Here is a 21,463-nt window from a genome sequence, read left to right as displayed (position 1 = left end):
AATGTATTTTGTATACCTAATAATTCAACAACCGCAGCAATTTACAATCCGAACACAAATACATTAAGTACTCCTAGTGGCACTTATCCTGGTAGCGCTGCTTTTTTTGGAGGCGTACTATTAACTAATGGAAATGTATTTTGTATACCTAATAATTCAACAACCGCAGCAATTTACAATCCGAACACAAATACATTAAGTACTCCTAGTGGCACTTATCCTGGTAGTGGTGCTTTTCATGGAGGCGTACTATTAACTAATGGAAATGTATTTTGTGTGCCCTGTAGTTCAAACACAGCAAGGATTTATGGACTCCCTTTAGCATCTTTACCAAAAGGACGCACTCATTCAGCTTTTGATAATAAATTTTAATTAAAAATATGACTACAAAACAAGAATGGCTCGCATCTCAATTACCCAATTACCCCAATCAATCTGCTGCTGAAATTTGCAGCGAACTTAATACTAAAAGATTGATAGATAATCCCGTACCTATCACAGAAATTCCAAAGCCAGTAACCGTTGATGATGTTTCTGCGTTACTGGATTCTGCAACTAGATTCAAGGTGCAACAAACCGAAACATGGAAATTTATTTTATCAGATTACGCTTCGGGAATCAGTAAATATTTTATTCCTAATTTAGAAAATCTGCTGGGTGGAGGAATAATAAATCAGCAGCAACACGATGCAATTATTGCACTATTACAACAGACAATTCCTGATCCTAGTTATCAGTCACAAATAAATATTTCCCCTGCACAAGAAGCGGGCTTCGATTTAGTTTATACTAATGAAATCTTGAATGCCCAAATGGAGGCAACCCCAAACTCTTAATTCGGCAGCAAACAATGCATTGCGTCTTGATGACTCATCCCTTTTTGTCGCAATTGACGATAAGCAAACCGCATATTTTCAGGCACTTCACTTTCTAATTTACGCTCTAACATTGGCTTAATTGCGGTCAAAATATCGGTTATTTCTGCTGGGATAATTCCATTCCCAATCATCTTAATGCGCTGGGTTTGGCTAATAGTAGCCTCATCCCCTTCTTTATTGATACCGATCGCAGTCGAGCCAACTTCCCACCCCATTAATTGCTCTGCTTCGGTCGCATTAATGGGGCGCTCAAGGTAGGTTTCACCCTGGTATTCACGAATTTTGTAAGCCCCTGTGCCTGAATTATTGGGGCTTCGTAGGCATGGGGATTGTTCGTGGTAGAGGCGATCGCCCCCAGCCGCGCGATACAGTACAGCGAATGATAGCGAAGCGTTAGCGAGTCTTCGAGCGTCTGCACCCCTTTTGTCTCGATGTAATGGTGATCGGTGTTGCCATCCACCACTACAAAGGGCAGGGGACTCAGTAGCCTCTGCCACTCCATCAACATAAACTTTTACAGGAATAGAAACGAAAGTATTGGGGTGGGATTTGTTGCCAGCCCCTAACTTGGGCGTGGATGCGGTGAGTGTGAAAGCTTCGTCAATTTCCTCTCCAGTTACCGAGTTTACACCCTTCGGGTTCGCCACTTGCTCATCTTGGCTACAAGCCAAGACCGCAGTGGACTCACCGTTAAATATTTCCTGCAAGGATTTCTTGCCTATCTTCGGTTGAGTCGCCCTGACCTCCGCCGTGATAGCCCACGATGAAAACTCGTTCTCGGTTTTGGGGGACGTGCCTATTGCCATTCCTAAGTTGCCAGGTGCAGCGATACCCCAAACTTGTAAACGCTTGGATGACTTGCGGGAAGGCAGTCCCTTTGTCTGCGCTAAGGATACCACGGACATTTTCAAAGAGGAGTGCAGGTGGGCGCTGGATTCTAATCCATCGGAGTCCCTCAAAAAACAAACTTCCGCGAGTTCCATTAATTCCGGCTCGTTTTCCAGCCAAGGAAAAGTCAACGCAAGGTGCTGTGAGAAGGATAATGTCTGGGGTGGGGAGATTCCTGATAAATTCGTCGCTAATGGTGGCAACGTCTTGTTCGATGAGTTGAGTATTTGGAAATCGTTTTCTGTACACAGACGCGGCGAAGGGATTGTTTTCGACTGCCCACACTGGTCTGTATCCTGCGGCAACTGCGCCTTGGGTATCGCCGGATGCCCCACTAAAAATGTGTCCACTAGTGAGGTACATTTAACTTTCTCCCATTGTTTCCACGCTTCCTCAAATTCTTCTACAGTGTCAAAATCATCGGGTTCAGGTGGTTCGTTGCTGTCATCAAAAAAGATAGTCGTTTGCCCCGATGCTTCAATCTGGTGTGGCACTTTTCCAAAGTCCGCAGGATTCCACGAATCTACATTTTTCACAACTCCAACCTCATCAAAAACTTGCTTGAATTTCTGCTGATTAGCTCCCCAATAGACCAGACAGTGTGATTGCCTTGCGGATTGCTTCGGTTGATAGTTTGTATCCAGGAATTTGATGCGTCCCTTCCAGAAGCAGACGGGTTGACTTGCAAGTAGTGGTGATAGCCAATTGGTATCCGTGGCAGCGGGAACCAGTGCGATCGCCTCACTCACTCTTCCTGATTCATATTCAGTTTGCAGTTTTGCGATCCACTTCCCAGGGCAAGAATAGGGAGGATTCATAAATACTCGCCCACGCCACTCAAGAGATAGTCCGTCGTCAGCTGCGGTGAGGTGGTTAGTTGCCTTGATATGTTTGCCGTCGTCAGCACATGGGTCAAGGTCAATTGCACCAAGTACCAGAATCACCAAGTCTTCAATCTTGGGCGGGGTGTACCACTTGTCTGATTCTTTGGAGCGGGAGATGGGAAGATGGGGAGAAGAATGAGAATCATTATTTCCCTTATTCCCTATTCCCTCAACCTCGTTTTCAAGCTTTTCTAGGCATTTTTGGTGATAGAGCGACAGAAGCGGTTCGTCGGTGAATACCAGCCCGTAAGCCCGCAATGCGATTACAGTAGCTATCTGTCCATGAGTCCCGAAGTTCGCATTCAAAATGCGAACCTTGTCACCCGCTTGAAATTTGTGCTTTGGTAAACCTGACACAATTAATGGCTCACACTTGCACAGAAATTTTAAATCTACCCATTCTTTAGAACCTGTTGGATTTGCGGGGGTTACATCCCACCTGATTTGGTAAGACTTTTTACCATCACGAACAGCAACAATGCAGAACTTTACACTCTTGCTAGCAAAGCGATCGCCTATCTTAAATCTTTCGCAAAAATTACGACCAAACACGTCACCCACATATCTTGGATCTGAGATTGAATTATCTGCTTCCATTTCGCCACCACTCCTCAAGGAATTTGATTCTGTGGAACGCAACGGCTGCACAGGCGGGGACTTTATGTTTGCCTGTAAGGATTTGAAGCGATCGCCCACCTTCAATTCGGCATAATCTGCTTCAGGCTTCTTGAAAAATTTTTCAACAACTTGTCCCTCGATGATCTCGCATACCATCAGCAAGTGATGTGGTACGAAAAACTCTTTACCCTCCCATACACCTATTGCCATATCCTGGCAAGAGTTCTTGAACTGCCAAGACCAGGGACAATCTTTCTCGCTAATCCAGTCACCAGAAGCGAGTAGGGCGATATCTTCTGGCGTGGCTGGTCGAGAGGTGCGGCTGTTGAATAATTTTCCAAGATTGGGTGCAACGGTTGTCATGACTGCGGCTCCCACATTGGGCATTGCTGACCAACTCGCTCAAACATCTGCTCAACCTCTACCAAATACTCGCTCTCAACTTCAAGAATCCCTGTGACCTGTTCACGGATGCCAGCTTCAAAATGACAGCATTCGCCAGAGTAGGAGTACAAACTACTATCAACTACTGGGTGAAATTCTCCCATGAGGCAATTGAGGCAGGATTTATCAGGCATATCGTCGCCTCCAACAAGAAGGAGCAAGGACATAGACTACTAGAGTTGAACGCTCCCACAATATTGACATCCACCAGTAACCTTTGGGACATTCTGGTTTTTCCAGATCAGGGTATGCCCTCCAATCGCCCATCATGTTGACTACAAACACCTGTCTACCCGATATAAAAGCATCGTGAACAGAGGCATCTGCTACTGGTTTAACCGTGCGTCTAAACTGTTCCCCTGACATCCCAAAAGGAACTGAGTAATATATGATTGCACCTGCCCCATGCTTCCAAGTGCTAATGGCTTGTGCAATTATTTCTGCATCTCCCTCGCCGATATTTCCGCCAGACCACCAAGCATCAAGGAGAATTGAACGGGGAGTAAGGACTTGCTGATTCATGCGTTCTCCCTTGGGATTGCCGTAGGCATCGTCTCCAACTCTTCTTTCAAGTCAACGTCAACATCAAAAAGTCCTTGCTTCCCTCGAACCGGAATTGGGAAAGCATTACTCCTAATGTTCTCCAGTCTCCAAGCAAACCTTCCAACTTGCCAATCACCGACCAGTCTTTCAGATTCAGTTTGTTCAGCGATAAATTCTGCCGTCATTTTGATGCAATTGGTCAAATTGACGATCGTGATCGCGCACCCAAAAGGCAGTTCATCCCAACAAGGGAGATTGCTGGTTTCCACACCCAACGATTCCATTGTTTCGAGAATTGCCAACCAACAAAGATGTTGGTTTTTCTGGCTTCTCTTCGCTGAACAAATTACTAATGGGCCTTGATAGCTTGTACCCCACGATCGCGTCTCATAGCCTTTCAATCCCAAAGGAATCAGTGAGGCGTGGGGTTGCCACAGACTAATGGCTTTCATGCTTGCTCCTCCAACCATTGACGGGCGATCGCTTTAGAATTTTTGTAGTATTCATCTGCCGATTCGGCTTCAAAATTTTGCTCCATTCTTTCAAGAATGTCTGCAATATTGTTGATAGTGCTTCCGTTTTTTCGTGTGCGATTGCTCGTGGAAGCAATACGCTCAAGCTCATGAGTTGGCGTGGTTTTAAACTGTTCAATGAGTGCTTCTTTGCGCTCAGAGGTCATGTAGCCCGTGCAATTCAAAATTATTCGTGCTACCAAGCGCCCACGCAAGGACAACTCAGCTATCTGCTCAGGTGTTAAGCGTTGTTCGTGAGAAGGCAAAACAGGTAGAGAGAAATTACCCATTACACACTCTCCAGGCGGTCTGTATTCACCTTGGGCAAACTCTAAAATCTGTCCAGATGAAGGGAAAAATTTATATGCTCTCGGATGTTTTTTGAAGCAACGGGCGATCGCATTTTGCAGTTGAGCTAATGACAAATTTTTTAGCGTCTCGTACCATGCCGATTCTAAGATTTTGCCGTTTAAAATTACTCCGTCATAAAAACATTCAAGTTCGCCAACAGCAGCTTTAAAATCTTCGTAGTGCAGCATTGTCAACTCCTAAAGATTCAAATTAATTTTGATCGAAGGGCGAGAGGCTTGATCTACAGCGCGAGCAATATTGAGATTGCGATCGCCTGCTTTGATTGAGGCTTGCCACTTCAAGACTAACGATGCTAAAGTCTCCCAGTGACGGGGATCTGCCTCAAGTTTTTTGATATATGTGTAGCCGTAATCAATGTCTTTGCCTCGATTCTGGCTACTCACATACATTGCAAATTCCGGCGCGATATCCCCTCTTTTTGTGGTAGTTATTCGCCCACTTAGCCGATAGGCGCTCAATACGTCTTGTCCTAGATCGGCAGATGCCCATAACTCTATTTCCATCGGAATTTTAGGCAGGATTCCGGTCTGCTCCCACACTCTCTTGACACGATCGACCGTTTGCTTATGAGAATCATTCTCACCGTGCGGAATAATTTTGCTAGACGGCAAGACTTGGGACATTTGCGAAGCTCGCCGGACAGAATCAACTGCTGGGCAGACTTCGCGCAAAATATGCGCTTGTTCTGGCGAGTGAATGAGCGTTTCTATTTCTCGCTCAACATCAGTAAAATTTTCTAGTGTTGGCGGCTCTTCTTCTCTCTCAGTATTTAGTTTTTCAGTATTTAGTTCTTCAGTAATATCTATATCAGTATTTAGTTGTGACGGGTTTTCCGTCACGGTTAAGCCGTCACGGTTAAGCCGTTCCGGTTGATCCGTCACGGTTAAGCCGTCACGGTTAAGCCGTTCCGGTTCTGTCATCATAATTTCGTTTTCTTCAAGCCATTCTCTCAAGTCTTCTCTTGTTTCAAAGACTAGATATTCAGTTTCAAATCTGCCTCCTACTCTTTTGTCGATCCGATGGACATAGCCTTTTTTCCGCAAGCCGGTTATTGCTGTCGCTACCGAATCCCTACCGTCTACTTTGTTGTGGGAAAGAGCCTTGATTGAGATTTCCCAATCATCCGGCTTGGTCATTAGAAACGATAGAAGTCCAGTTTCTTTCCACGTTAACGTTGGGTCAACCAAGCCAGTGTTATCAATAATTGAGAAATTATTTTTTTTCTTTTTGGTGCGAACAATACTCATTCCACACCTCCATTTTCGGATATATTAAACATAGTAATTTTTGGTTTCCTCGCAGGTTATGTTGTATGAGGGAGCCATCTTTTTTTTGGGAAGATGACCGTTAAATTTTCCCAAATGGCTGCTTTTTCAACTGATATATCAACGCTGGTAAAGGCGTGTTGTAGGCGAAATAGTGTTGTACAGCGCCAGTATCTGAAAGCTGTTTGAGAATTGCAAAAATCTCAGGATAACTAGCACCTGTAGCGTCCTTGATTTCCCCGGCGCTGCAATCTTTTTTAGTTAATTCAGCAACGATTTTTTGGGTTAAGGTTAAATCCATCGGCTTACTCATCAATACTCCGGCGTACAGAATCAAGTTCGCTTTCAATATCGTCAAGGGTTTCCAAGATTTGTTCATTGTCAGATTCAGATTTCTGAAAAGACTCAGTTCGTCCAATAAATCTAATCAACCTATGCAACTTTCCGTGCGCCCTGATTAAGGCATAAAAAGCGATCGCATAATGCCAAGATGAATCAGGTCTGCTGCTCATTTGAGTCTTCCGTAAGGTCTAAAAGTCAGGTTGATTCGTTCAAGAAAACACTTGTCATCTTTGGGTAGCTGATGCACGTATCCTTCTTGGCATCCAGGTAGCATCAGTAGCAACGAACCATGTTCAAGCCAGAAATGAGTAGCTTTGCTGCCTTTGGCTTTGGGCTTGATGGAAAATTTTCGGCACGCTCCCAGACTGATAGAGGCGATTGCAGGACGATACCCCATTGATGGTTCATCGTCTGAATGCCAGCCGATGGAATCTTGCCCGTTGCGGTAACGGTTGCCGATGACGATATCAAATTCATGATCACAGAATGCTGTAATGCGATCGCGTAAACTCAACAACTCTGGTGTCCAAGGGTGCGCGTCCAAATTGACACTATTGGAATAGAGATAACTTGCTCCTGATTTGCCATACATGCACTCAAGTCGGGGGACTTGTAAGGGTTTACCCAGCATCTTAATTTCGTTCTGCTGCCATGCTAAAGTTTTGCAGTGGTTATAGAGATCCTCGGATTCACTGCTGTGCAAGAAGCCAGGGTAGTACTCCACGGGCAGCGTGACGAGGATATCAAATAAAGTGAGTTGCTGCATCATTTAATCCAATAACTCCAATCTCCAACTACTGAATGCAGGTAACGGAACATATAAGTTCCTGTGGCTGTATTAACTAATTTGTGTCGCTTACCGAGTATCAAGCTGGTTGCGGGAGCTTGGATTGGCTTGCCCGCAACGATTTTCATATATGCCTCTGGTGGCAGTTTGATAATGGGAGTATCCATCACGCCGCCTTATGTGCCAAAGACTTTTCGAGAGCTTTCCAAATGGCTTCTAAATGGGCACTGGTAAGCTCTGGCTCTACTTTGCACATCACCTCATAGAGTTGTTTTGAGGTCAGTTTGATCAGCTTATTCGCGGCTTCGGCTACCGCTATCTCATCACTGGTCAGAGTCACCATCAAAGTCGGATTTTCTGCGGTGTTGAATCCCTCGTTTCTGTCCTTGTCTGGGAGTAATTGCGATCGCCGCGTCCCCAATCCCGATTCCTTCTGCTTCTGGTCTAACTCCTGAGTCACTGACGTGGGTGGTTTGACTTCAGGAATGGCTTGCATCTGATTGAAGGCTATTTGATGCCTCTTGTCTTCTGGAGTGCCGTCAAGGTGGCAAACAGCGGAGAATGCGCCCGTTATCACTCTCACAGTTGCAAGACTCCCCTTGTTGGGCCCATCAATGATTTTTACTCGCTCAAATTCTTTGAATTCTTTGGGTTTCCAACGCTGTTGCGTTTGATTGGGTGGTGGTTCTGGTTTGATAAGCTTGTAAGCCGCGTCCACGCCCCTAGTGCGTGAGAGTAGTTGTTTTAGCTGTTCGTGCTGTTTTTGTCGCACGCTTCCGAGAGGTGCATCGGCAGTTTCATCCAATGTTTTCACGCATACAATCGCGTGTTCAGCGTTCACTCCACTGCCTAACCCGACACGCTTGGCGAGGATATCACGGGTTGCTCCAAGCCCCTCACCAGGACGACCGCACCGAGATTTAGACCTCTCCTTCTCTATCTCTAGCCATACTAAATATTCGCGGGATTTTTGCTCTATGCTCTTTTCCCGATATTCGTTGCCGGAAAGCAAAGCCGCTAGCTCATCTTCCATAGTTGGAAAATTTTTCAACTTTGCCGGAACTACCTTAATCCCCGCTTTCAGGGAAGCTAGCCGCCGCCTGTGTCCGTGAATGATTGTGTATCTGCCATTGCTTTCAGGTTTTGCAGTGAACATCTCTTGCAAGCCTTCTTTGGCGATCGATTCAGCAAGGGCGGTCACATCCTCGCTCTCTCCGTATATTTTTTCATTTATGGGGTGAGGATCAAGTAATTCTATTGGTATCCACTTGATATCTATTTGCGGTTTTATTGATGGTGCAAGTTGCACCATTACTATTTGCTGATCCAGCCTTATGGCTGCTTCTAGGGCATCAATTCCCTCAATCAGTTCTCCATCTTCAGTGATGATAATGTCAGGAATTGTACCATTAGCCTGAAAACCGTCTATAACTTTTTGTACCTCAGATTCATCAGCGCTTAGGTCGTTTGAAATCCTGATTTCATGAGGATTGCAGGGCTTGAAATTATCAAGTCTTTGTGCCATAATTAAGTCCTATTAAGTACTTAATAAAATAAATTGTTCGGCGTGACTGCTAAAAGTCACGCTATTTTTTTTGTCTTTTTTACTTGTCTCTGTTCGGGGGACAAAGATAATCGAAGCTCACATTTTTCGATGTGAAACTGATAGCGGGGGATTTGAGAATCAGGCGATCGCACATCTCGCACTTCATACCCAATTCTTAATAATCCACTGCGTACCATATCCCTTAGCTGGTCAGCTAAATTCAGCCCCAGCAATGAGTAGGCTTGCTCGGTGTCGTACCACCGTCTTTGAGTTTGGGCAGTAGTGTTGACTCCTAGCATTTGGGCTAGGGTTTCTTTGACCATGCCCTCAACGATCACCTTGAGTTGGCTTTCGGGGATAAGTCTCTCTGTGGTTTTGTATGCCCCTGGTTGCTCCATACTGTTACGCCGTCGTTAATTGTTCTGTTCGTCTTTCCGCCTCGTACTGTTCTTTCCGATATTTCATAAGCCAGTCCCTTAGAGCGAAATTAATAACTGCTGATTCAGAAACTCCCATCTCACAGGCTGCGTCTAAAACACCCTCTGCGACAGCAATAGAAGTTGTATAGGTTTTTTTAACTGGTTTTCTTCTTCCCACCATAGTTGTAGTTATCTCTTTCTATAGTTGCTATTAATCATACTATAAGACTTTGTAAGCTGCGCCCGTTAACCAAAAAATCAGCTAGATGCTGAACTATGATCATGTGGATGGAAATTTTTGAACAAGTGTTAATGAGCGATCAATTTGGAGAACGATTTCGGGAAATTGTGAAACGAGCAATGGGCGATCGCTCCCAAAGTGAATTTGCTCGTGAATTAGGTGTCAGCTCGTCTGCCGTTCAGAAATGGTTAGCTGGTAATGGGTATCCGTCATCAGACAATATGGATAAAATTGCCAAAGCTGCTGATTTAAGTGGGGATGCGCTACGTGGTTATCTAAAGGGGGAAGAAGTTGCAAGCAATTGTGATGAACACATATCACCAGAGGAGATTTTTTTATTAGCTAAGAAACTGACTAAAGAACAGCGCAAGAGATTGATAAATCTTATGCTTGAAGATTTATAGGCTGTAAGCTGAGTGGTTTTTCGTCCCAAGCGCGGACAAGTAAAAATGTCCATGCTTGGGACAAGTGCAAAAATCAGCCTTTCGCCTCTGTTCGCAATTCGGCAACAGCATCTTCTAAATGCCGAGCAACTGAGCTATTTCCGCCAGCAGCCCCACGCCGTCCCGTTCGCGCGTTCCGTTGGCGCAGCCTCTCGTAGAGAAGGAAAGGGCGGCGATGGAAATGAATGGCTTTCTCCGTGACGGACACATCCCCTTTGCCAATTTGTTGACTTGTGTTAGTTCCGAGAAGCGCGATGCAGTTCTAGTGCTGCATCTTCTAGAAGCTTAATTACCTCCACAGGATTTGGTCGCTGGCGATCCATCCAGGCCGCAAGTGCTTCTAACAAGTCTTGAAACGAGAAACCCTCTTGCTCTAGCAGGGTGACGAATTCTTCCACGAACTTAATCAGCCCCTCCCTGCGGGAATCTCGCAAAGCGGTGCGGATATGTGACTGTTGTTCAGAATCAATCATGATGTTCACCTGTAAAAAGAAGTTGTTTAAAGAAGGCAGAAGGCAGAAGGGGAGGAAGGGAGCAGGGGAGCGGAGGGGAAAGGATTGCGGGAAAACGAGAAATTTAAACCTTCTGCCTCCTGCCTCCAGCAAAGCTGCCTTTTTCGGTAGTCATGCTTGTTCAACCTCACTGATATTAGAAAGTTGAGCTACTTCACTCAACTGCTCATCAAGAACAACTAAATTTTTTTGATGAATCTCAACAAGTGATTTTTCGTAGTTGATTTCGTTTTCTAGCTTTTCTAATGATGGCAACTCAATCTCTGACTCTTTTAGCTGGTCGGTATCATACCCCTGGCCATCAAGCAGTACAGCGTAAATCCATCCCTTACCTAAGTCGTAAGCCCTTCTTGTCCCTGGTGATTGGTATTCAATCCCAATAATTCGACCTTGTTTAACTAACTGTCCAAAATGATATTTGGGCACTGACCAATGACTAGGAAAACGGATAGATGATTGTTCAGCAATGATTTGTGGTGTTGATTCTGGCATTGCATTATCTCGCTTATTGTTGCAACTAGCACAAGCTAGTCACAGGTTTTTAATTTTGTTGCTACCACCACGCGATAGCGGAATGTAGTGGTCAACAGTCATCGTCTGGTGTGTCAGTTCGCACCCACACTAGAAACAACGAAAGCCATACTTCGCAATTAAATGTGGGAGTTTCCTGCGTCTTGCCGATGTATACAAGCGTTTGTAGACACGCTCTTTTACCGGACTATCCATCTAGTCACCACCTTTGAAGTTTTTGAAGCGATTGCAAAGTAGGAAAGAGCGCCTGATAAGAGCGCTCTGGTGATAAGTAGGGCAATCATTAAGTCGCTAGAATTGCGTTTACTGCTTGGGTGTCAGTTGCCCAACTACCACGCGCTGATGTGTTGCAAGGTTGGGACACCCAGAAACCATCTAGATTTTGGTAAAAAGTGCCGAGTAGGTTGATTCCTTTTTCACCGCCCCAAACACGGTAAAGCTTACCGAATATGTCATCGGTGGAGTCAATTTCATAGTACGCGGTGTTTTCTGATTGCTGGGTGAGATGAATTGCAAACTCAAGTTGGGCGATCGCTTGAGCGTCTGAAGAAGGCAGAGGGCAGAGGGCAGAAGGCAGAAGGGAATCAAAGGCAGAAGGCAGAGGGCAGGAGGCAGAAGGGGAAGAGGTTTCTGCTTGAGCATCAAAGGCTGTGAATGTCATAATAATGATCTCCATAGTTTTGGAATAGAGAAGCGCTTCAGTTTGCGAGACGGGGGCGCTTTCTCTATAAGATATTATAACAAGCAAATTTGTTACAAGTCAATCTTGCTATTACAAAGCAATTTGTTATATACTGTGGTGTACCATTCTGGTTATGCCTATGAAAAACAAGGTTGATGCTCTTATAAAACAATTAGGCGTTAGTGCTTACCGTTTCGCCGAAGACACTGGTATTACCAAAAATACTGTCTACTCACTTAAAAACAATCCCTTGCAATTTCCGTCAGGGGAGGTACTTGATCGCATTATTTCTACTTACAAAGTCGCTCTAGATGACGTTGTTGAGTGGGTTCCAGAGGAGTCTAGAAATGATGATTAATCCTTCGGAGATCAATCTTTCTTCTCTTCCTTGGCTACCTCTGGATGCAAGATCCGCGTTTCCTAAAAATCCTGCTATATATTTTGCTATCGATCCTCAAGGTAAGATTCAATACATAGGTCGTTCGCTCAACCCAAAAAGCCGATGGGCAAATCACCATAAGTACGAACAACTCGAAGCGATTGGAAGCGTAAAAATAGTTTATTTATTCGTTGACTCTCCTGATCTGTTGTCTGAAATCGAATCAGCTTTGATCTTGTGGTTTGATCCGCCCTTGAATCTTGCGGGCAAGTCTACCAACAGCTTGAACGGCAACAGAATAATGAAGCTTAGAGAGCGTGCAAATTTGACACAAAGGCAAGTTGCAGAGGCGCTTGGTAAAACAGATCAAACTGTAAGCAACTGGGAGAATGGGGTGAGATTGCCTAAATTAACGCCATCTGAGACTTTAGTTTTGTGCAGGGTTTTGAAATGCACTTTGGAAGAACTGGCTGGGGAAATAGAAGGAATTAGCAAAGGTTAAAATGCGAATTACCCACCAGTACCATTTACGCCCTACATCGCAACAGATAGCCAGTTTTCAAATGTGGCTAGAATTGTGTCGCCGTCAATATAACTACAGGTTGGCAGAACGGTTCAACTGGTGGGAGCAAAACCGATGCGATGTTAACAGATGCTCTATTATTTCTTGCAGTATTGCACCATTGAAGGACAAGCCTGATTACTATAGTCAGAAGCGGGATTTAATCAATTGCAAAGCTTTATTCCCGGAATACAAAGAACTGCCTTCCAATACTCTACAAGATGTAGTCGCACGGGTTGAAAAAACATTTCACAGATGGCTAAAAGGTGACAGCAACGGTAAAAAATCTGGTCGTCCACGGTTCAAAGGCAAGGGGCGTTATCGCTCACTGTCCTTCCCCAACCCTATCAAACCAGAACACATACAGGGTAAATTCATCCAGTTACCCAAAATTGGCAAAGTCAAAATGATTTTGCACCGCCCAATTCCTGACGGATTTAAAATCAAAACTGCCACAATTACCCATAAAGCTGATGGCTGGTATATCAGCCTCAGTCTTGAAGATGTGACTGTACCCAGTTTAAAAACCGATGCCACGCCCACATCAGACAACACAGTGGGTATTGACATGGGGCTTAAGTCATTCTTAGTCACAAGCGACGACCAGGAAGTAGAAATCCCCCAACATTACCGTAAAGCCGAGAAGAAACTGAAGCGGCTACAGCGCCAATTATCCCGCAAAATTAAAGGGTCAAATCGCCGCAAGAAAGCGATTAAACGTGTTGCCAGAGTTCACCTAAAAGTTGCTAATCAGCGTAAAGATTTTCACTATAAAACCGCCCTGTGGTTACTATCTTTGGGCTATAAATTCATTGCCTATGAAGATTTAAATATCAAAGGTCTAGCCAAATCACGACTAGCCAAGTCAATTCTTGATGCGGCGTGGGGTCAATTTTTGGGAATTGTCACCCTCAAAGCTGCAAATGCTGGAGGCGCAGGATTACCACAAAACCCGCGCAAATCAACTATTGAATGTTCTGATTGTGGGGCGGAAGTACCAAAAACATTGGCTGATAGGTGGCACAATTGCCAGTGTGGCGCTAGTTACGACCGTGATCACAACGCAGCGCGAAATATAAAATATAGGGCGGTGGGGCATCCCGTCCTTCAAAGCTCAGTTAATGTCCGACGGGTTGCCGGGAGTCGCTGAGAAGCCCGCGCTGTCCCGGAGGGCAGCGCCGGGAGTATGTCACTAGATTAAGAAAATCTTTTATGAAGGGAACAAGGGCTTCCCCACGAGAAATCCGCAAGACCCAGCGAATTGTTTTTTGTTCTTCGACATCAATCATGTTTTTCTCCTGTTATTACTCTGCTTGCGATCGCACCAAAGTCATCAGTTACGCGATCGCACAATCTTCACTTGGTTTTCAGTAACTTTGCTGCAACGGCATTCTGTCCTGGAAGCATAGAAATGAAGTAGTTATTTTTACTTCTACTCCTATGCTGAAGTCTAGAAAATTGGGTGCTGTTTTATCTGCTGTTGCGATAACATTTTTTAGTTTGAATGGGTCAGCGTTTGCCGAGAGCAGTGACTTGCAGGTGGGGACTGATTCAAATGGACTCCCGATTATGCTTGACGCAAAAAGCATTACGAAGAAGACATACAGGCTGTATCAGTCTTATGAAGGTGGAATCATCGAAACGACTTTTGAACCTTCTTGCAGTGACGCAAGACTCTTTACTGCGAACGTTTCTGTTTACAGTTCTACAGGTCGATTAATTCATGAAGACAAATCTTCTGAAGAAATTTTCTATAAACCAGGTTCGGCTGCTGCTGAGTCCTTGAAGGTTTATTGTCAGTTGTTTCATGCTCGCGGCTGGTAACAAGAGTGAAAAATTTTTCAACAAGTGGTTAGACGCGATCGCTTTTTGGGCTTTATGTAGGTAGATTACAATTTCCTTGTCGTACACAGTAGCCAAAGATTTAGTAAAGCTGGCACTCGTTTTACAGTCTGTACTTTTGACTGATGTATATTGAATTTGGGGAGGTCTACTCTCAAAGACATGAGTAATTATGATGGTGATGGGTTAGTCATGGATATATTGTCAAGTTATTTATACGCACGACCATCCTTAATCGAGGGTGTTGCCAGAATAGTTGATTTTGGTAACACTTTGCAGGAGTACAACGGATCATTGACTGCCGAGCAAGCAGACTATTTGGCACTGCTGTCTGACTGGGTAGTTGTAGGGCATGATCTTAAAAAGGCAATGTCACAGTACAAGGAAGTAGAATATCAAATCAACGATTCGCTTATTGCCCAAGCGCGTAAAGCTTTAGCAGAAGCTCAGATTTAGATAAAGGATTGATGTGGTGTGATGGAAAATGAAGACATAAATGAGACTCCTGCTGAAAAGTTGAATAAAGAACTAGCAAGTCAAGTTAACAAAGAAAAGTTTTTGCTGGGACTCCTATCGTTTCGATCGTAACTGCTTTCATTTATGGCACTAATAAGTGATCGCAAGAGCGAACAGAAAAACAAAAAGCCTTGTTAGATGCGGGTATGGAGGATGAAGGTGATGAAGACGACTAGTGTGATTCATTCTTTCTTTGGCTAAATTTAGTGTTTTCAGCAGCCCTCAGACTCTACGCCTGGGGGCTAACTATTTTGTTCAAACATCCTGAAAAATTTTTCAGGATGTTTGCTGCTATTTTTGACCTTGGTTAACCCTCCTTTCTAATTCAGCCTCGGCTTCTTCAATTGACATTAGCCGTGGATCTGGATTGGCTGCGTGTAGGCGATCGACGTAAGCATGAAACGCTTCAGTGTTGTTAGGATTTTGCAACACGTAGGCTCGTAACTCGGTATCGGACATATCCGCAAAGTTGGGTTGCGTCACTTGGTAACTACCTCTCCATTGGGATAAATTTCTATTTCTATTGTGTCTCCGACCAACATCACTATGCGCTTTGTCCTTTCGTCCATCCGCACTAAGTTGATTGGTCGAAGCAAATTGCTCATCCTCACCGACATTCGGTAAAAGCTTCGCAATTGTTCTGGTGTTGGTTCCAATTTGACCTCGTATTTAATTTTCTTGCTTGATGAAACATACGCGATCGGGAATGTGAAAAATTTTTCAACAAGTGGTTAGGTAGGCTTGGTTTTTGGGATTTCTAGGTATAGCCCTATTCCAGTCGTGAAATTTTATGACGAATCAGGAAAAGCCTGAACTTGATGAAAAGACCTCCAAAAATCAAGTCAGTCCCCTCGTGTCCCTATTGGTGATAATTTCAGCTATATTCATAATTTTTGCTTTGCTCAATGATGCGATCAATACACCTTTGGTTCGGTCGTTTGATGATGGCGCTAGACGATCTAAAATCGATGCTTGCGAAACTCATCGTGCCTTTGCTGAAAACAAATCACCAGATGATGCCTGTTCAAAGCTTGGGGATGACAGATGAAAAACAACACACCTCTTTTGACTCCCAACCCTCAAGAATTCAAATTACGCATTGTTTGGAGTGCCGATGGCTCTAACAAAATGGTTGCCGAATTTTCAAGCTGCAAGTGGCTGCCTCGAATTGGCGAAACTCTCGTTTTACCAATAGATGAGACGCGCAAACCTAACTCTTGGCGCAAGTTCAAGGTGTTTGATGTTGTCTATGATTTTCAGAATCAGACTGTTCGAGTTTTGTGCAGCCCGATAAAATCTCCGACTTCACCCGACGTAAAGTCGCTGATACAAAAAATCAAAGAACCATCAACATCAGATAGATGGGAGTTTTGGGAAAAGGCGCTTGAGGTAGGCGAGACAAACGTGATGCCCAAATCAGCACTATCTAAGCCCATAGAGAATGACTTTGGACTCGAATATCAATTTTCTCGGCTAGAGAAAGACGTGGAAGAAGATGAACTAGAGGCGCTGAAATCTCAAATGCTGAAAAGACCAGAGCAAGAATAGTCTGCGCTCCTGAAAATTATTGAGTTTTCAAGGTTCTGAAACCCAAGGCAGAGGAAACGATGCCTGAGGACATCCCGCAGGGCATTTATGCCACAGGTGGCTAATGATAACGGGGTAGCAGAACACCGTTTTTAATCCTCTGAGTGGGTTGGTGCGAATCACAAGTGCTGACGACAAGTGCGATTCCCGGTTGGTGCGATCGCTTCTGGTGCAAGCAAAGGCGATCGCTTTGGTGGAAAGTTACCTTTCCGAACACGGATGATTTTTGCATCCGTTTTTGAAAAGTTAACTGGGTGTTTAGCGGGTAGTTATGAACCTGGAGCAATTTTTGCTATGGCGAGTATTGAGTCACGCCATGCTCTGAGTTGCTCATTTTCTTTTTCAAGCTCTTTGTTTTTTGATCGTAAAAAGGTAATCTCCTCCCTGATCCGTGTCGCGCGGTCACGAAACTCTTGCCAACGCTGTTCATTTTCTGTTGAAAGTTGCTGGAGTTCCGATACTCCATTATTTTGTCCATCCTCTTCTTTGCTACAAAGCTCACGCTCATAAGGATTTTGATTTACTGATTTTTCGTTTTGGGCAACCTTTATTTCTAATTCTTTCATAGAAAAATCTTCCTCAACGTCTATTAAATATGCTATTTTTTTGCCATTTAAACTTGGTTTAAAATAGCTAATCATTGATTTTTCTAAGGAAATCAGAAGGCTTGCCTCTTTAACTTCGACCCATGAGACTTTAGCTGTTTCATGCTGTGATAAAAATTCTGTTAAGCGATGATGAGTTGCCCATCTTTGTCTAAGATTGATGGTGCGCCCGATATACAAAATCTCGTCTTTCTCGGAAATAACAAAATAGATAGAGGTTATTTCTGGTAACTTGTTTTTCTCGTTTAACGTAAGCGATGGCAAGTCTGACAGGTTGATTAGTTCGGGGGCAGGAGCAGTCATGCAGCGTTATCACCTCCAATTTTGACTTTAGACTTCTTCTGCATCTTTAGGTAAAACTTCAAACAGTTCCCCCATCTCGCATCCAAAAAAGCCACAAAGCACGGCTAGGGTATCAGCGTCGTACCTTTTAGCCGTGTTCTCGCATAGACCTCTGATCGCCGGACTAGTTAAACCAGTTTCTTGAGCCAAAGCTGACCTGGTTAATTCCTGAGCGTCTAATAAATCTTGCAAGCGGCAACGTATTTTAACCCTTGAGTTTTGCACGGCCCGTCTTTCTTCTCTTTTGATGAATTTTGGAGGAACGGGAGCTTTCATAATCACTGCTGTCATGTGTCTTCCGTTCCTATTATCATCTAACCAATAAAGCATAATAACGATTAAATAGTCAAGCGTTATATTATCTTGACGAATTGTCGATTAATCGACTACTCTAAATACAGACACCAAAAAGCGCCACCCTCCGGCAAAGAAAAATGGCGCTTCTTGGAACCCTAACAACTACATCAGGTGAAACCATAATGACTCATCCAATTTACACGCGCGACCTCCTGGAAAATTTTTCAAGGACTCAATTACATGAGGTGTGCGATCACCTCTCAATTAAGAGCCGTCGCAGTCGTAATTTCAATCTTCAGGAGTATCTCCATAACTAGGGCGAGAGCAACAATTGTCAATTGGAAACAAAAATCCAGTAGCCGCCGGGACAAGCAGCCGGAATCGAAACCCTAGAGGGAGCCATGAAGCCTACGAGTGTAGTGGTGAGAATATAAAATAGATAGCATTGGTCAACATGAAGTGAAACAGACAACAGTTACAGCATTGCTTGACGCTTATAACAGGTTGCAAGAGATAATATTCGACTTGTACGCCGAATACGAAAAAGCAATGCAGAATGAATTTTATGCTGATGCTAGCCTATTAGAGGCAAGAGCCGAGAGGCTTTTTGAAGAAGCAGAATCAATCATCGTAGTTATTCAAGAGCAAACAAATGGATAGAGAACGGCTATTAGCTATTGCCTCTGAAGTTAAAGATTTCAGTAGCAGGGCAATTGAGTTGATTCGACAAGGTAAATATGTCGAAGGACATTCTTTAATGCGTCAAGCTGTTGAAACTGGTAGAAGGTCGCGGGGTTTGATTAAAGAAGGTCAAATTCAGCAAGCCCTACAAGCCTTGGAAGAAACGCATCAAGGTTAAGAAAGAAAGAAAATTTTTCAAGCGCTGTGTTAGTAGCACAGCGCTTTTTATTTTACTGGCAAAGAGTATCTCCTACACTGGGGCTTTACCTAGCAAACAGCTTTGAGCTATACCCAGTTGGTGCTTGTTTCTCTCGCCTATGTCAAACCGTTTTTATCCAGACATGAAAACCTGGACAACATTTTTAGTCATGTTGCTTTCTTACTGTTGTCGAAACTTTAAACTCATAGTAGTCGCTACACAATTTTTAGTCAATTAGGAGATTACAATTTGAGTAAAAATGACAGAAGTAAGCTCATGATATCTCTCGACTGCGTTGACAGACTTAAGTGGAGTCCCGAATTGGGAAGCCGCTTGCAATCCTTGCGTGGCAACATTACTATGCGAACCCTAGCGGACAAAGTTAACAACAACGGCGTGACTTGCACCTACCAGTACATTCATAAACTGGAAGTTGGCAAAGCCGAGGCAGTTTCAACAGAACTGATTTTGGCTATCTGTAACGCTCTTGATGTGGACTTTAAAAGGCTATTTCCGGCTGTGTACTTCGATCCATCAGAACTTTTAGTGGTCTTGCAGAAAAATGTCGTCTGATGGTTGACTAGTATACTCGCAGTTGATAAGATAGACAAAACAAAAGACGACCGCCTGCCGTGGAAAGTTGAGCGATCGCCTTTGTTGGAAACCTAACCCTATCAAGGCCAAGTTAATTTAATTATGACTCATCCAATTTACACCCGTGACCTCCTGAAAAATTTTTCAAGAGGTGAGTTATACGAGATATGCGATTCAATCATGATTGCTCGTCGTCGATCAAAGGAAGATTGTATCGCTGATATTCTGGCAAAGCAGCCGCAACTTCAAGCAGTTGCCACGAATTTACAAGTTGCCGAAGAATCAACGGTTGACGACTGCCACAATGACCAACAACCCGCTAATTTACCCACAGTTGGCGACACTCATTTTGTTGGTGGTTTCCTACTCCGGTGCGCCCAAGTAAACAGCCAATACGCGGTCGCGTGGGACGTGCTTGATGATCGGGATGTGGTGATGGGCGAGGTCAGAATGGGATGGGATTGTTTCTGGACTCACACCATGAGCCTTGATACGTTTGCAACCCCACAAGAAGCGGTTGTTGACTTGCGCCAATCTCTTTTTGCGTTGGTCAAAGAGGATGAAGCCGTTGCATTTGAGAAAATCGCCGATGGAAGATGGGAGGCGATGGTAAATGGTGTTTTGGTTCGCATCACTCTTGAAGGGAGCGGATACAAATGCAATCTTGTCGATACTGTATTCGCTGATTATGAGTTAGCTGTTATTGGGTCATTGGTAGCTGTTGCCAGAGTTCAGGAGAAGAGATTATTAGAGCGCACCGAACGCGCCAACACCATTGAGGTGCTTGAGCAACATGATGATGAGTTTGTGGTGGAAAATTCCGAAAACAGAAACCACTACATTGTTCGCCCCAGCCACCCAGAAGTTAATCAGCGTTGCGAGTGTGCTGATTGCCATTATAGAGGTGTTAGATGCAAGCACCAGATTGCTGTGGAAAAATTTCTCTCTTCATCACTGGAGTCCGCAGTTGCTTTCAGCTTTGATGATTTATTGGATAAGCCGTTTGACGAGCTATCGCTTGCTGATTGGGAGATCCTTTGTGAGCCGGAATTGGAATTAATTGCAGCTTGAGTTTGAAATGCGATCGCCCAACTTTTGCCGGGAGAGCGATCACACTTGTCCACCCCAATCAAAGGTAAACAAATGAAGTATACACATATTGGAATTGTTGTGTACACAGTTGCGATTGTCGGATTAGTTAAGTTTTCTGAATTACCTCATAGAGGAGGCTGTAGAGATAACAGAGTTGAGAATTGTGTAGCAGCCAAAGATGATGGTGGGTATGTCCCACCGAATAATGGCAGCCCTGATAGCCAGAATGGAACAGGCACTCGATACAAGTAGTTTATTGGGGGCACAATGTGCCCCATCAAGTTGTGAGGTAAAAACGATGATAGAACAGATGATTGATGAAGTTTATGGCAACTATCAAGCCGAATTAAAAGCCAAGGAAGAGGCGCAAAAGCTTCAGGGGCAACAAGAAGTTGAACAGGCGATCGCACATTTCCGATCTGATTTTGATGCAATGATTTCACCAGATTTACAGAAGGATTTAGGAATTGAAATCTGTGCAGTATTCAAAAAATCCGTTTATGCAGAATTTGTTTATAGGGGCGAAAAATTAAAAATAGCTAGGTGGAATAGTGATAAAGATTGGCGAGTTGAAAAAGATGGTAGTTTCTTGTGTGGTGGGAGGTCTGGGGTATTCCTAAATCTCTTGCTGATTGAATTAGGGAAAATTCGGGCTTCTTTTGTGGAACCAGAACCCGAATCAATGACCATTGAGCAAGCTGCAAGCACTCTTGATGACTGTCTTGCCCTAGCAGAAGATGTCTATGAGCATAGACACGATTTTATCCACAATCCAGGGGAGTTTGGTAGCAGTCTCAAGGCTGCGATTTGCCTTATGAGTAAGTTGTTGGATGAGTTGGCAGAAAGTGAAGAGGAATAGA

At 44.1% G+C, this 21,463-nt stretch carries 39 protein-coding genes and 1 pseudogene; 17 read left to right on the top strand and 23 right to left on the bottom strand.

Annotated elements, in window-relative coordinates; genetic code table 11:
- Both V7K67_RS30640 and V7K67_RS30635 read left to right on the top strand, forming a co-directional pair.
- Positions 1–372 (top strand): hypothetical protein (locus V7K67_RS30640; RefSeq protein WP_335169783.1); only part of this gene is annotated, 372 nt, incomplete at its 5' end.
- An 8-nt stretch (positions 373–380) separates the two neighbouring features.
- Positions 381–836, top strand: a complete 456-nt coding sequence (locus V7K67_RS30635; RefSeq protein ID WP_335169781.1) for a hypothetical protein — start codon at positions 381–383, stop codon at positions 834–836.
- Positions 837–1,568: 732 nt separating this feature from the next.
- Here V7K67_RS30635 and V7K67_RS34660 read toward each other — a convergent pair.
- From V7K67_RS34660 to V7K67_RS30570, 14 genes and pseudogenes are all read right to left on the bottom strand, one after another.
- Entirely contained in the window at positions 1,569–2,129 is a 561-nt protein-coding gene (locus V7K67_RS34660; RefSeq protein ID WP_442943976.1) for a DNA cytosine methyltransferase, read from the bottom strand.
- Between the two features lie 233 nt (positions 2,130–2,362).
- Positions 2,363–3,247, bottom strand: a pseudogene (locus tag V7K67_RS34655) (DNA N-6-adenine-methyltransferase); the annotation flags it as partial.
- 380 nt (positions 3,248–3,627) lie between these two features.
- On the bottom strand, positions 3,628–3,846 hold the full coding sequence (locus V7K67_RS30625; RefSeq protein ID WP_335169777.1) for a hypothetical protein: 219 nt from the start codon (positions 3,844–3,846) through the stop codon (positions 3,628–3,630).
- Entirely contained in the window at positions 3,839–4,234 is a 396-nt protein-coding gene (locus tag V7K67_RS30620; RefSeq protein ID WP_335169775.1) for a hypothetical protein, read from the bottom strand. Before V7K67_RS30620 ends, V7K67_RS30625 begins: the two co-directional genes overlap by 8 nt.
- On the bottom strand, positions 4,231–4,707 hold the full coding sequence (locus V7K67_RS30615) for an ASCH domain-containing protein (protein ID WP_335169774.1): 477 nt from the start codon (positions 4,705–4,707) through the stop codon (positions 4,231–4,233). Before V7K67_RS30615 ends, V7K67_RS30620 begins: the two co-directional genes overlap by 4 nt.
- Positions 4,704–5,306 carry a hypothetical protein gene (locus V7K67_RS30610; RefSeq protein WP_335169772.1) on the bottom strand — a complete coding sequence of 201 codons (603 nt, stop codon included), beginning with the start codon at positions 5,304–5,306 and terminating at the stop codon, positions 4,704–4,706. The genes V7K67_RS30615 and V7K67_RS30610 overlap by 4 nt, the downstream gene beginning before the upstream one ends.
- 9 nt (positions 5,307–5,315) lie before the next feature.
- Positions 5,316–6,386 carry a hypothetical protein gene (locus V7K67_RS30605; protein ID WP_335169770.1) on the bottom strand — a complete coding sequence of 357 codons (1,071 nt, stop codon included), beginning with the start codon at positions 6,384–6,386 and terminating at the stop codon, positions 5,316–5,318.
- A 100-nt stretch (positions 6,387–6,486) separates the two neighbouring features.
- Complete coding sequence (locus tag V7K67_RS30600) at positions 6,487–6,717, bottom strand: hypothetical protein (RefSeq protein ID WP_335169768.1); 231 nt, start codon at positions 6,715–6,717, stop codon at positions 6,487–6,489.
- Positions 6,710–6,916 (bottom strand): hypothetical protein, encoded by a 207-nt coding sequence (locus tag V7K67_RS30595; RefSeq protein WP_335169766.1) that lies wholly within the window; start codon positions 6,914–6,916, stop codon positions 6,710–6,712. Before V7K67_RS30595 ends, V7K67_RS30600 begins: the two co-directional genes overlap by 8 nt.
- Positions 6,913–7,515: an alpha-ketoglutarate-dependent dioxygenase AlkB family protein gene (locus V7K67_RS30590; protein ID WP_335169764.1), complete on the bottom strand. Its 603-nt coding sequence runs from the start codon at positions 7,513–7,515 to the stop codon at positions 6,913–6,915. Before V7K67_RS30590 ends, V7K67_RS30595 begins: the two co-directional genes overlap by 4 nt.
- Positions 7,512–7,700, bottom strand: a complete 189-nt coding sequence (locus V7K67_RS30585; RefSeq protein ID WP_335169762.1) for a hypothetical protein — start codon at positions 7,698–7,700, stop codon at positions 7,512–7,514. The genes V7K67_RS30590 and V7K67_RS30585 overlap by 4 nt, the downstream gene beginning before the upstream one ends.
- Positions 7,700–9,058, bottom strand: coding sequence for a ParB/RepB/Spo0J family partition protein (locus V7K67_RS30580; protein ID WP_335169760.1), 1,359 nt, complete (start codon positions 9,056–9,058; stop codon positions 7,700–7,702). The genes V7K67_RS30585 and V7K67_RS30580 overlap by 1 nt, the downstream gene beginning before the upstream one ends.
- A 56-nt stretch (positions 9,059–9,114) precedes the next feature.
- The gene (locus V7K67_RS30575) at positions 9,115–9,477 is read right to left on the bottom strand and encodes a hypothetical protein (protein WP_335169758.1); all 363 of its coding nucleotides are present in this window, start codon (positions 9,475–9,477) and stop codon (positions 9,115–9,117) included.
- 4 nt (positions 9,478–9,481) lie between these two features.
- A complete protein-coding gene (locus tag V7K67_RS30570; protein ID WP_335169756.1) occupies positions 9,482–9,679 on the bottom strand; it encodes a hypothetical protein in 198 nt (65 codons plus the stop codon).
- A gap of 107 nt (positions 9,680–9,786) precedes the next feature.
- Here V7K67_RS30570 and V7K67_RS30565 point away from each other — a divergent pair, with 107 nt between their 5' ends.
- On the top strand, positions 9,787–10,143 hold the full coding sequence (locus V7K67_RS30565; protein WP_334711410.1) for a helix-turn-helix transcriptional regulator: 357 nt from the start codon (positions 9,787–9,789) through the stop codon (positions 10,141–10,143).
- 73 nt (positions 10,144–10,216) lie between these two features.
- Here V7K67_RS30565 and V7K67_RS30560 read toward each other — a convergent pair whose 3' ends face one another.
- The 5 genes from V7K67_RS30560 to V7K67_RS30545 all read right to left on the bottom strand — a co-directional run bounded on the left by V7K67_RS30560 (position 10,217) and on the right by V7K67_RS30545 (position 11,886).
- A complete protein-coding gene (locus V7K67_RS30560; protein ID WP_335169754.1) occupies positions 10,217–10,390 on the bottom strand; it encodes a hypothetical protein in 174 nt (57 codons plus the stop codon).
- A 28-nt stretch (positions 10,391–10,418) separates the two neighbouring features.
- Entirely contained in the window at positions 10,419–10,655 is a 237-nt protein-coding gene (locus tag V7K67_RS30555; protein ID WP_335169753.1) for a hypothetical protein, read from the bottom strand.
- A gap of 150 nt (positions 10,656–10,805) precedes the next feature.
- Positions 10,806–11,186 carry a hypothetical protein gene (locus tag V7K67_RS30550; protein ID WP_335169751.1) on the bottom strand — a complete coding sequence of 127 codons (381 nt, stop codon included), beginning with the start codon at positions 11,184–11,186 and terminating at the stop codon, positions 10,806–10,808.
- 39 nt (positions 11,187–11,225) lie between these two features.
- On the bottom strand, positions 11,226–11,303 hold the full coding sequence (locus V7K67_RS34650; protein ID WP_442943975.1) for an HNH endonuclease: 78 nt from the start codon (positions 11,301–11,303) through the stop codon (positions 11,226–11,228).
- A 205-nt stretch (positions 11,304–11,508) separates the two neighbouring features.
- Entirely contained in the window at positions 11,509–11,886 is a 378-nt protein-coding gene (locus V7K67_RS30545; RefSeq protein ID WP_335169749.1) for a hypothetical protein, read from the bottom strand.
- Positions 11,887–12,046: 160 nt separating this feature from the next.
- On the opposite strand from V7K67_RS30545, the gene V7K67_RS30540 reads away from it, so the two are divergent.
- The 6 genes from V7K67_RS30540 (at position 12,047) to V7K67_RS30515 (ending at position 15,146) form a co-directional block, all read left to right on the top strand.
- Positions 12,047–12,265 (top strand): helix-turn-helix domain-containing protein, encoded by a 219-nt coding sequence (locus V7K67_RS30540; RefSeq protein ID WP_335169747.1) that lies wholly within the window; start codon positions 12,047–12,049, stop codon positions 12,263–12,265.
- A complete protein-coding gene (locus V7K67_RS30535) occupies positions 12,255–12,788 on the top strand; it encodes a helix-turn-helix domain-containing protein (protein WP_335169745.1) in 534 nt (177 codons plus the stop codon). Before V7K67_RS30540 ends, V7K67_RS30535 begins: the two co-directional genes overlap by 11 nt.
- Position 12,789: 1 nt before the next feature.
- Positions 12,790–13,998, top strand: a complete 1,209-nt coding sequence (locus V7K67_RS30530) for an RNA-guided endonuclease InsQ/TnpB family protein (protein ID WP_335169743.1) — start codon at positions 12,790–12,792, stop codon at positions 13,996–13,998.
- A gap of 118 nt (positions 13,999–14,116) precedes the next feature.
- The gene (locus tag V7K67_RS30525) at positions 14,117–14,257 is read left to right on the top strand and encodes a hypothetical protein (protein ID WP_335169741.1); all 141 of its coding nucleotides are present in this window, start codon (positions 14,117–14,119) and stop codon (positions 14,255–14,257) included.
- Between the two features lie 31 nt (positions 14,258–14,288).
- Positions 14,289–14,672, top strand: a complete 384-nt coding sequence (locus tag V7K67_RS30520; protein WP_335169739.1) for a hypothetical protein — start codon at positions 14,289–14,291, stop codon at positions 14,670–14,672.
- A gap of 180 nt (positions 14,673–14,852) precedes the next feature.
- On the top strand, positions 14,853–15,146 hold the full coding sequence (locus V7K67_RS30515) for a hypothetical protein (protein ID WP_335169737.1): 294 nt from the start codon (positions 14,853–14,855) through the stop codon (positions 15,144–15,146).
- A gap of 351 nt (positions 15,147–15,497) precedes the next feature.
- On the opposite strand, the gene V7K67_RS30510 is transcribed toward V7K67_RS30515, so the two are convergent.
- A complete protein-coding gene (locus V7K67_RS30510; protein WP_335169735.1) occupies positions 15,498–15,689 on the bottom strand; it encodes a DUF6887 family protein in 192 nt (63 codons plus the stop codon).
- Complete coding sequence (locus tag V7K67_RS30505; RefSeq protein ID WP_335169733.1) at positions 15,686–15,862, bottom strand: DUF6888 family protein; 177 nt, start codon at positions 15,860–15,862, stop codon at positions 15,686–15,688. The genes V7K67_RS30510 and V7K67_RS30505 overlap by 4 nt, the downstream gene beginning before the upstream one ends.
- Positions 15,863–15,996: 134 nt before the next feature.
- On the opposite strand from V7K67_RS30505, the gene V7K67_RS30500 reads away from it, so the two are divergent.
- Together V7K67_RS30500 and V7K67_RS30495 are read left to right on the top strand one after the other, a co-directional pair.
- Positions 15,997–16,254, top strand: a complete 258-nt coding sequence (locus V7K67_RS30500; RefSeq protein ID WP_335169731.1) for a hypothetical protein — start codon at positions 15,997–15,999, stop codon at positions 16,252–16,254.
- Positions 16,251–16,754 carry a hypothetical protein gene (locus V7K67_RS30495; protein ID WP_335169729.1) on the top strand — a complete coding sequence of 168 codons (504 nt, stop codon included), beginning with the start codon at positions 16,251–16,253 and terminating at the stop codon, positions 16,752–16,754. Before V7K67_RS30500 ends, V7K67_RS30495 begins: the two co-directional genes overlap by 4 nt.
- 308 nt (positions 16,755–17,062) lie before the next feature.
- Here V7K67_RS30495 and V7K67_RS30490 read toward each other — a convergent pair whose 3' ends face one another.
- Both V7K67_RS30490 and V7K67_RS30485 read right to left on the bottom strand, forming a co-directional pair.
- Positions 17,063–17,701 carry a GIY-YIG nuclease family protein gene (locus V7K67_RS30490; protein ID WP_335169727.1) on the bottom strand — a complete coding sequence of 213 codons (639 nt, stop codon included), beginning with the start codon at positions 17,699–17,701 and terminating at the stop codon, positions 17,063–17,065.
- 27 nt (positions 17,702–17,728) lie between these two features.
- A complete protein-coding gene (locus tag V7K67_RS30485) occupies positions 17,729–18,031 on the bottom strand; it encodes a helix-turn-helix domain-containing protein (RefSeq protein WP_334766884.1) in 303 nt (100 codons plus the stop codon).
- Positions 18,032–18,496: 465 nt separating this feature from the next.
- Between V7K67_RS30485 and V7K67_RS30480 the strand changes: the two genes are divergently transcribed.
- The 6 genes from V7K67_RS30480 (at position 18,497) to V7K67_RS30455 (ending at position 21,462) form a co-directional block, all read left to right on the top strand.
- Positions 18,497–18,697, top strand: coding sequence for a hypothetical protein (locus V7K67_RS30480; protein ID WP_335169725.1), 201 nt, complete (start codon positions 18,497–18,499; stop codon positions 18,695–18,697).
- Positions 18,690–18,896 carry a hypothetical protein gene (locus tag V7K67_RS30475; RefSeq protein ID WP_335169723.1) on the top strand — a complete coding sequence of 69 codons (207 nt, stop codon included), beginning with the start codon at positions 18,690–18,692 and terminating at the stop codon, positions 18,894–18,896. The genes V7K67_RS30480 and V7K67_RS30475 overlap by 8 nt, the downstream gene beginning before the upstream one ends.
- 297 nt (positions 18,897–19,193) lie before the next feature.
- Positions 19,194–19,490, top strand: a complete 297-nt coding sequence (locus V7K67_RS30470) for a helix-turn-helix domain-containing protein (protein WP_335169721.1) — start codon at positions 19,194–19,196, stop codon at positions 19,488–19,490.
- Between the two features lie 123 nt (positions 19,491–19,613).
- A complete protein-coding gene (locus V7K67_RS30465) occupies positions 19,614–20,582 on the top strand; it encodes a hypothetical protein (RefSeq protein WP_335169719.1) in 969 nt (322 codons plus the stop codon).
- A gap of 72 nt (positions 20,583–20,654) precedes the next feature.
- Complete coding sequence (locus tag V7K67_RS30460) at positions 20,655–20,855, top strand: hypothetical protein (RefSeq protein WP_335169717.1); 201 nt, start codon at positions 20,655–20,657, stop codon at positions 20,853–20,855.
- The gene (locus V7K67_RS30455; protein ID WP_335169715.1) at positions 20,809–21,462 is read left to right on the top strand and encodes a hypothetical protein; all 654 of its coding nucleotides are present in this window, start codon (positions 20,809–20,811) and stop codon (positions 21,460–21,462) included. Before V7K67_RS30460 ends, V7K67_RS30455 begins: the two co-directional genes overlap by 47 nt.
- Position 21,463 lies beyond the last annotated feature (1 nt).

Origin of the sequence: Nostoc sp. (genome assembly GCF_036917155.1) — a bacterium.
Classification (GTDB): Bacteria; Cyanobacteriota; Cyanobacteriia; order Cyanobacteriales; family Nostocaceae; genus Nostoc.
This window is presented reverse-complemented; position numbering and strand designations above follow the sequence as displayed.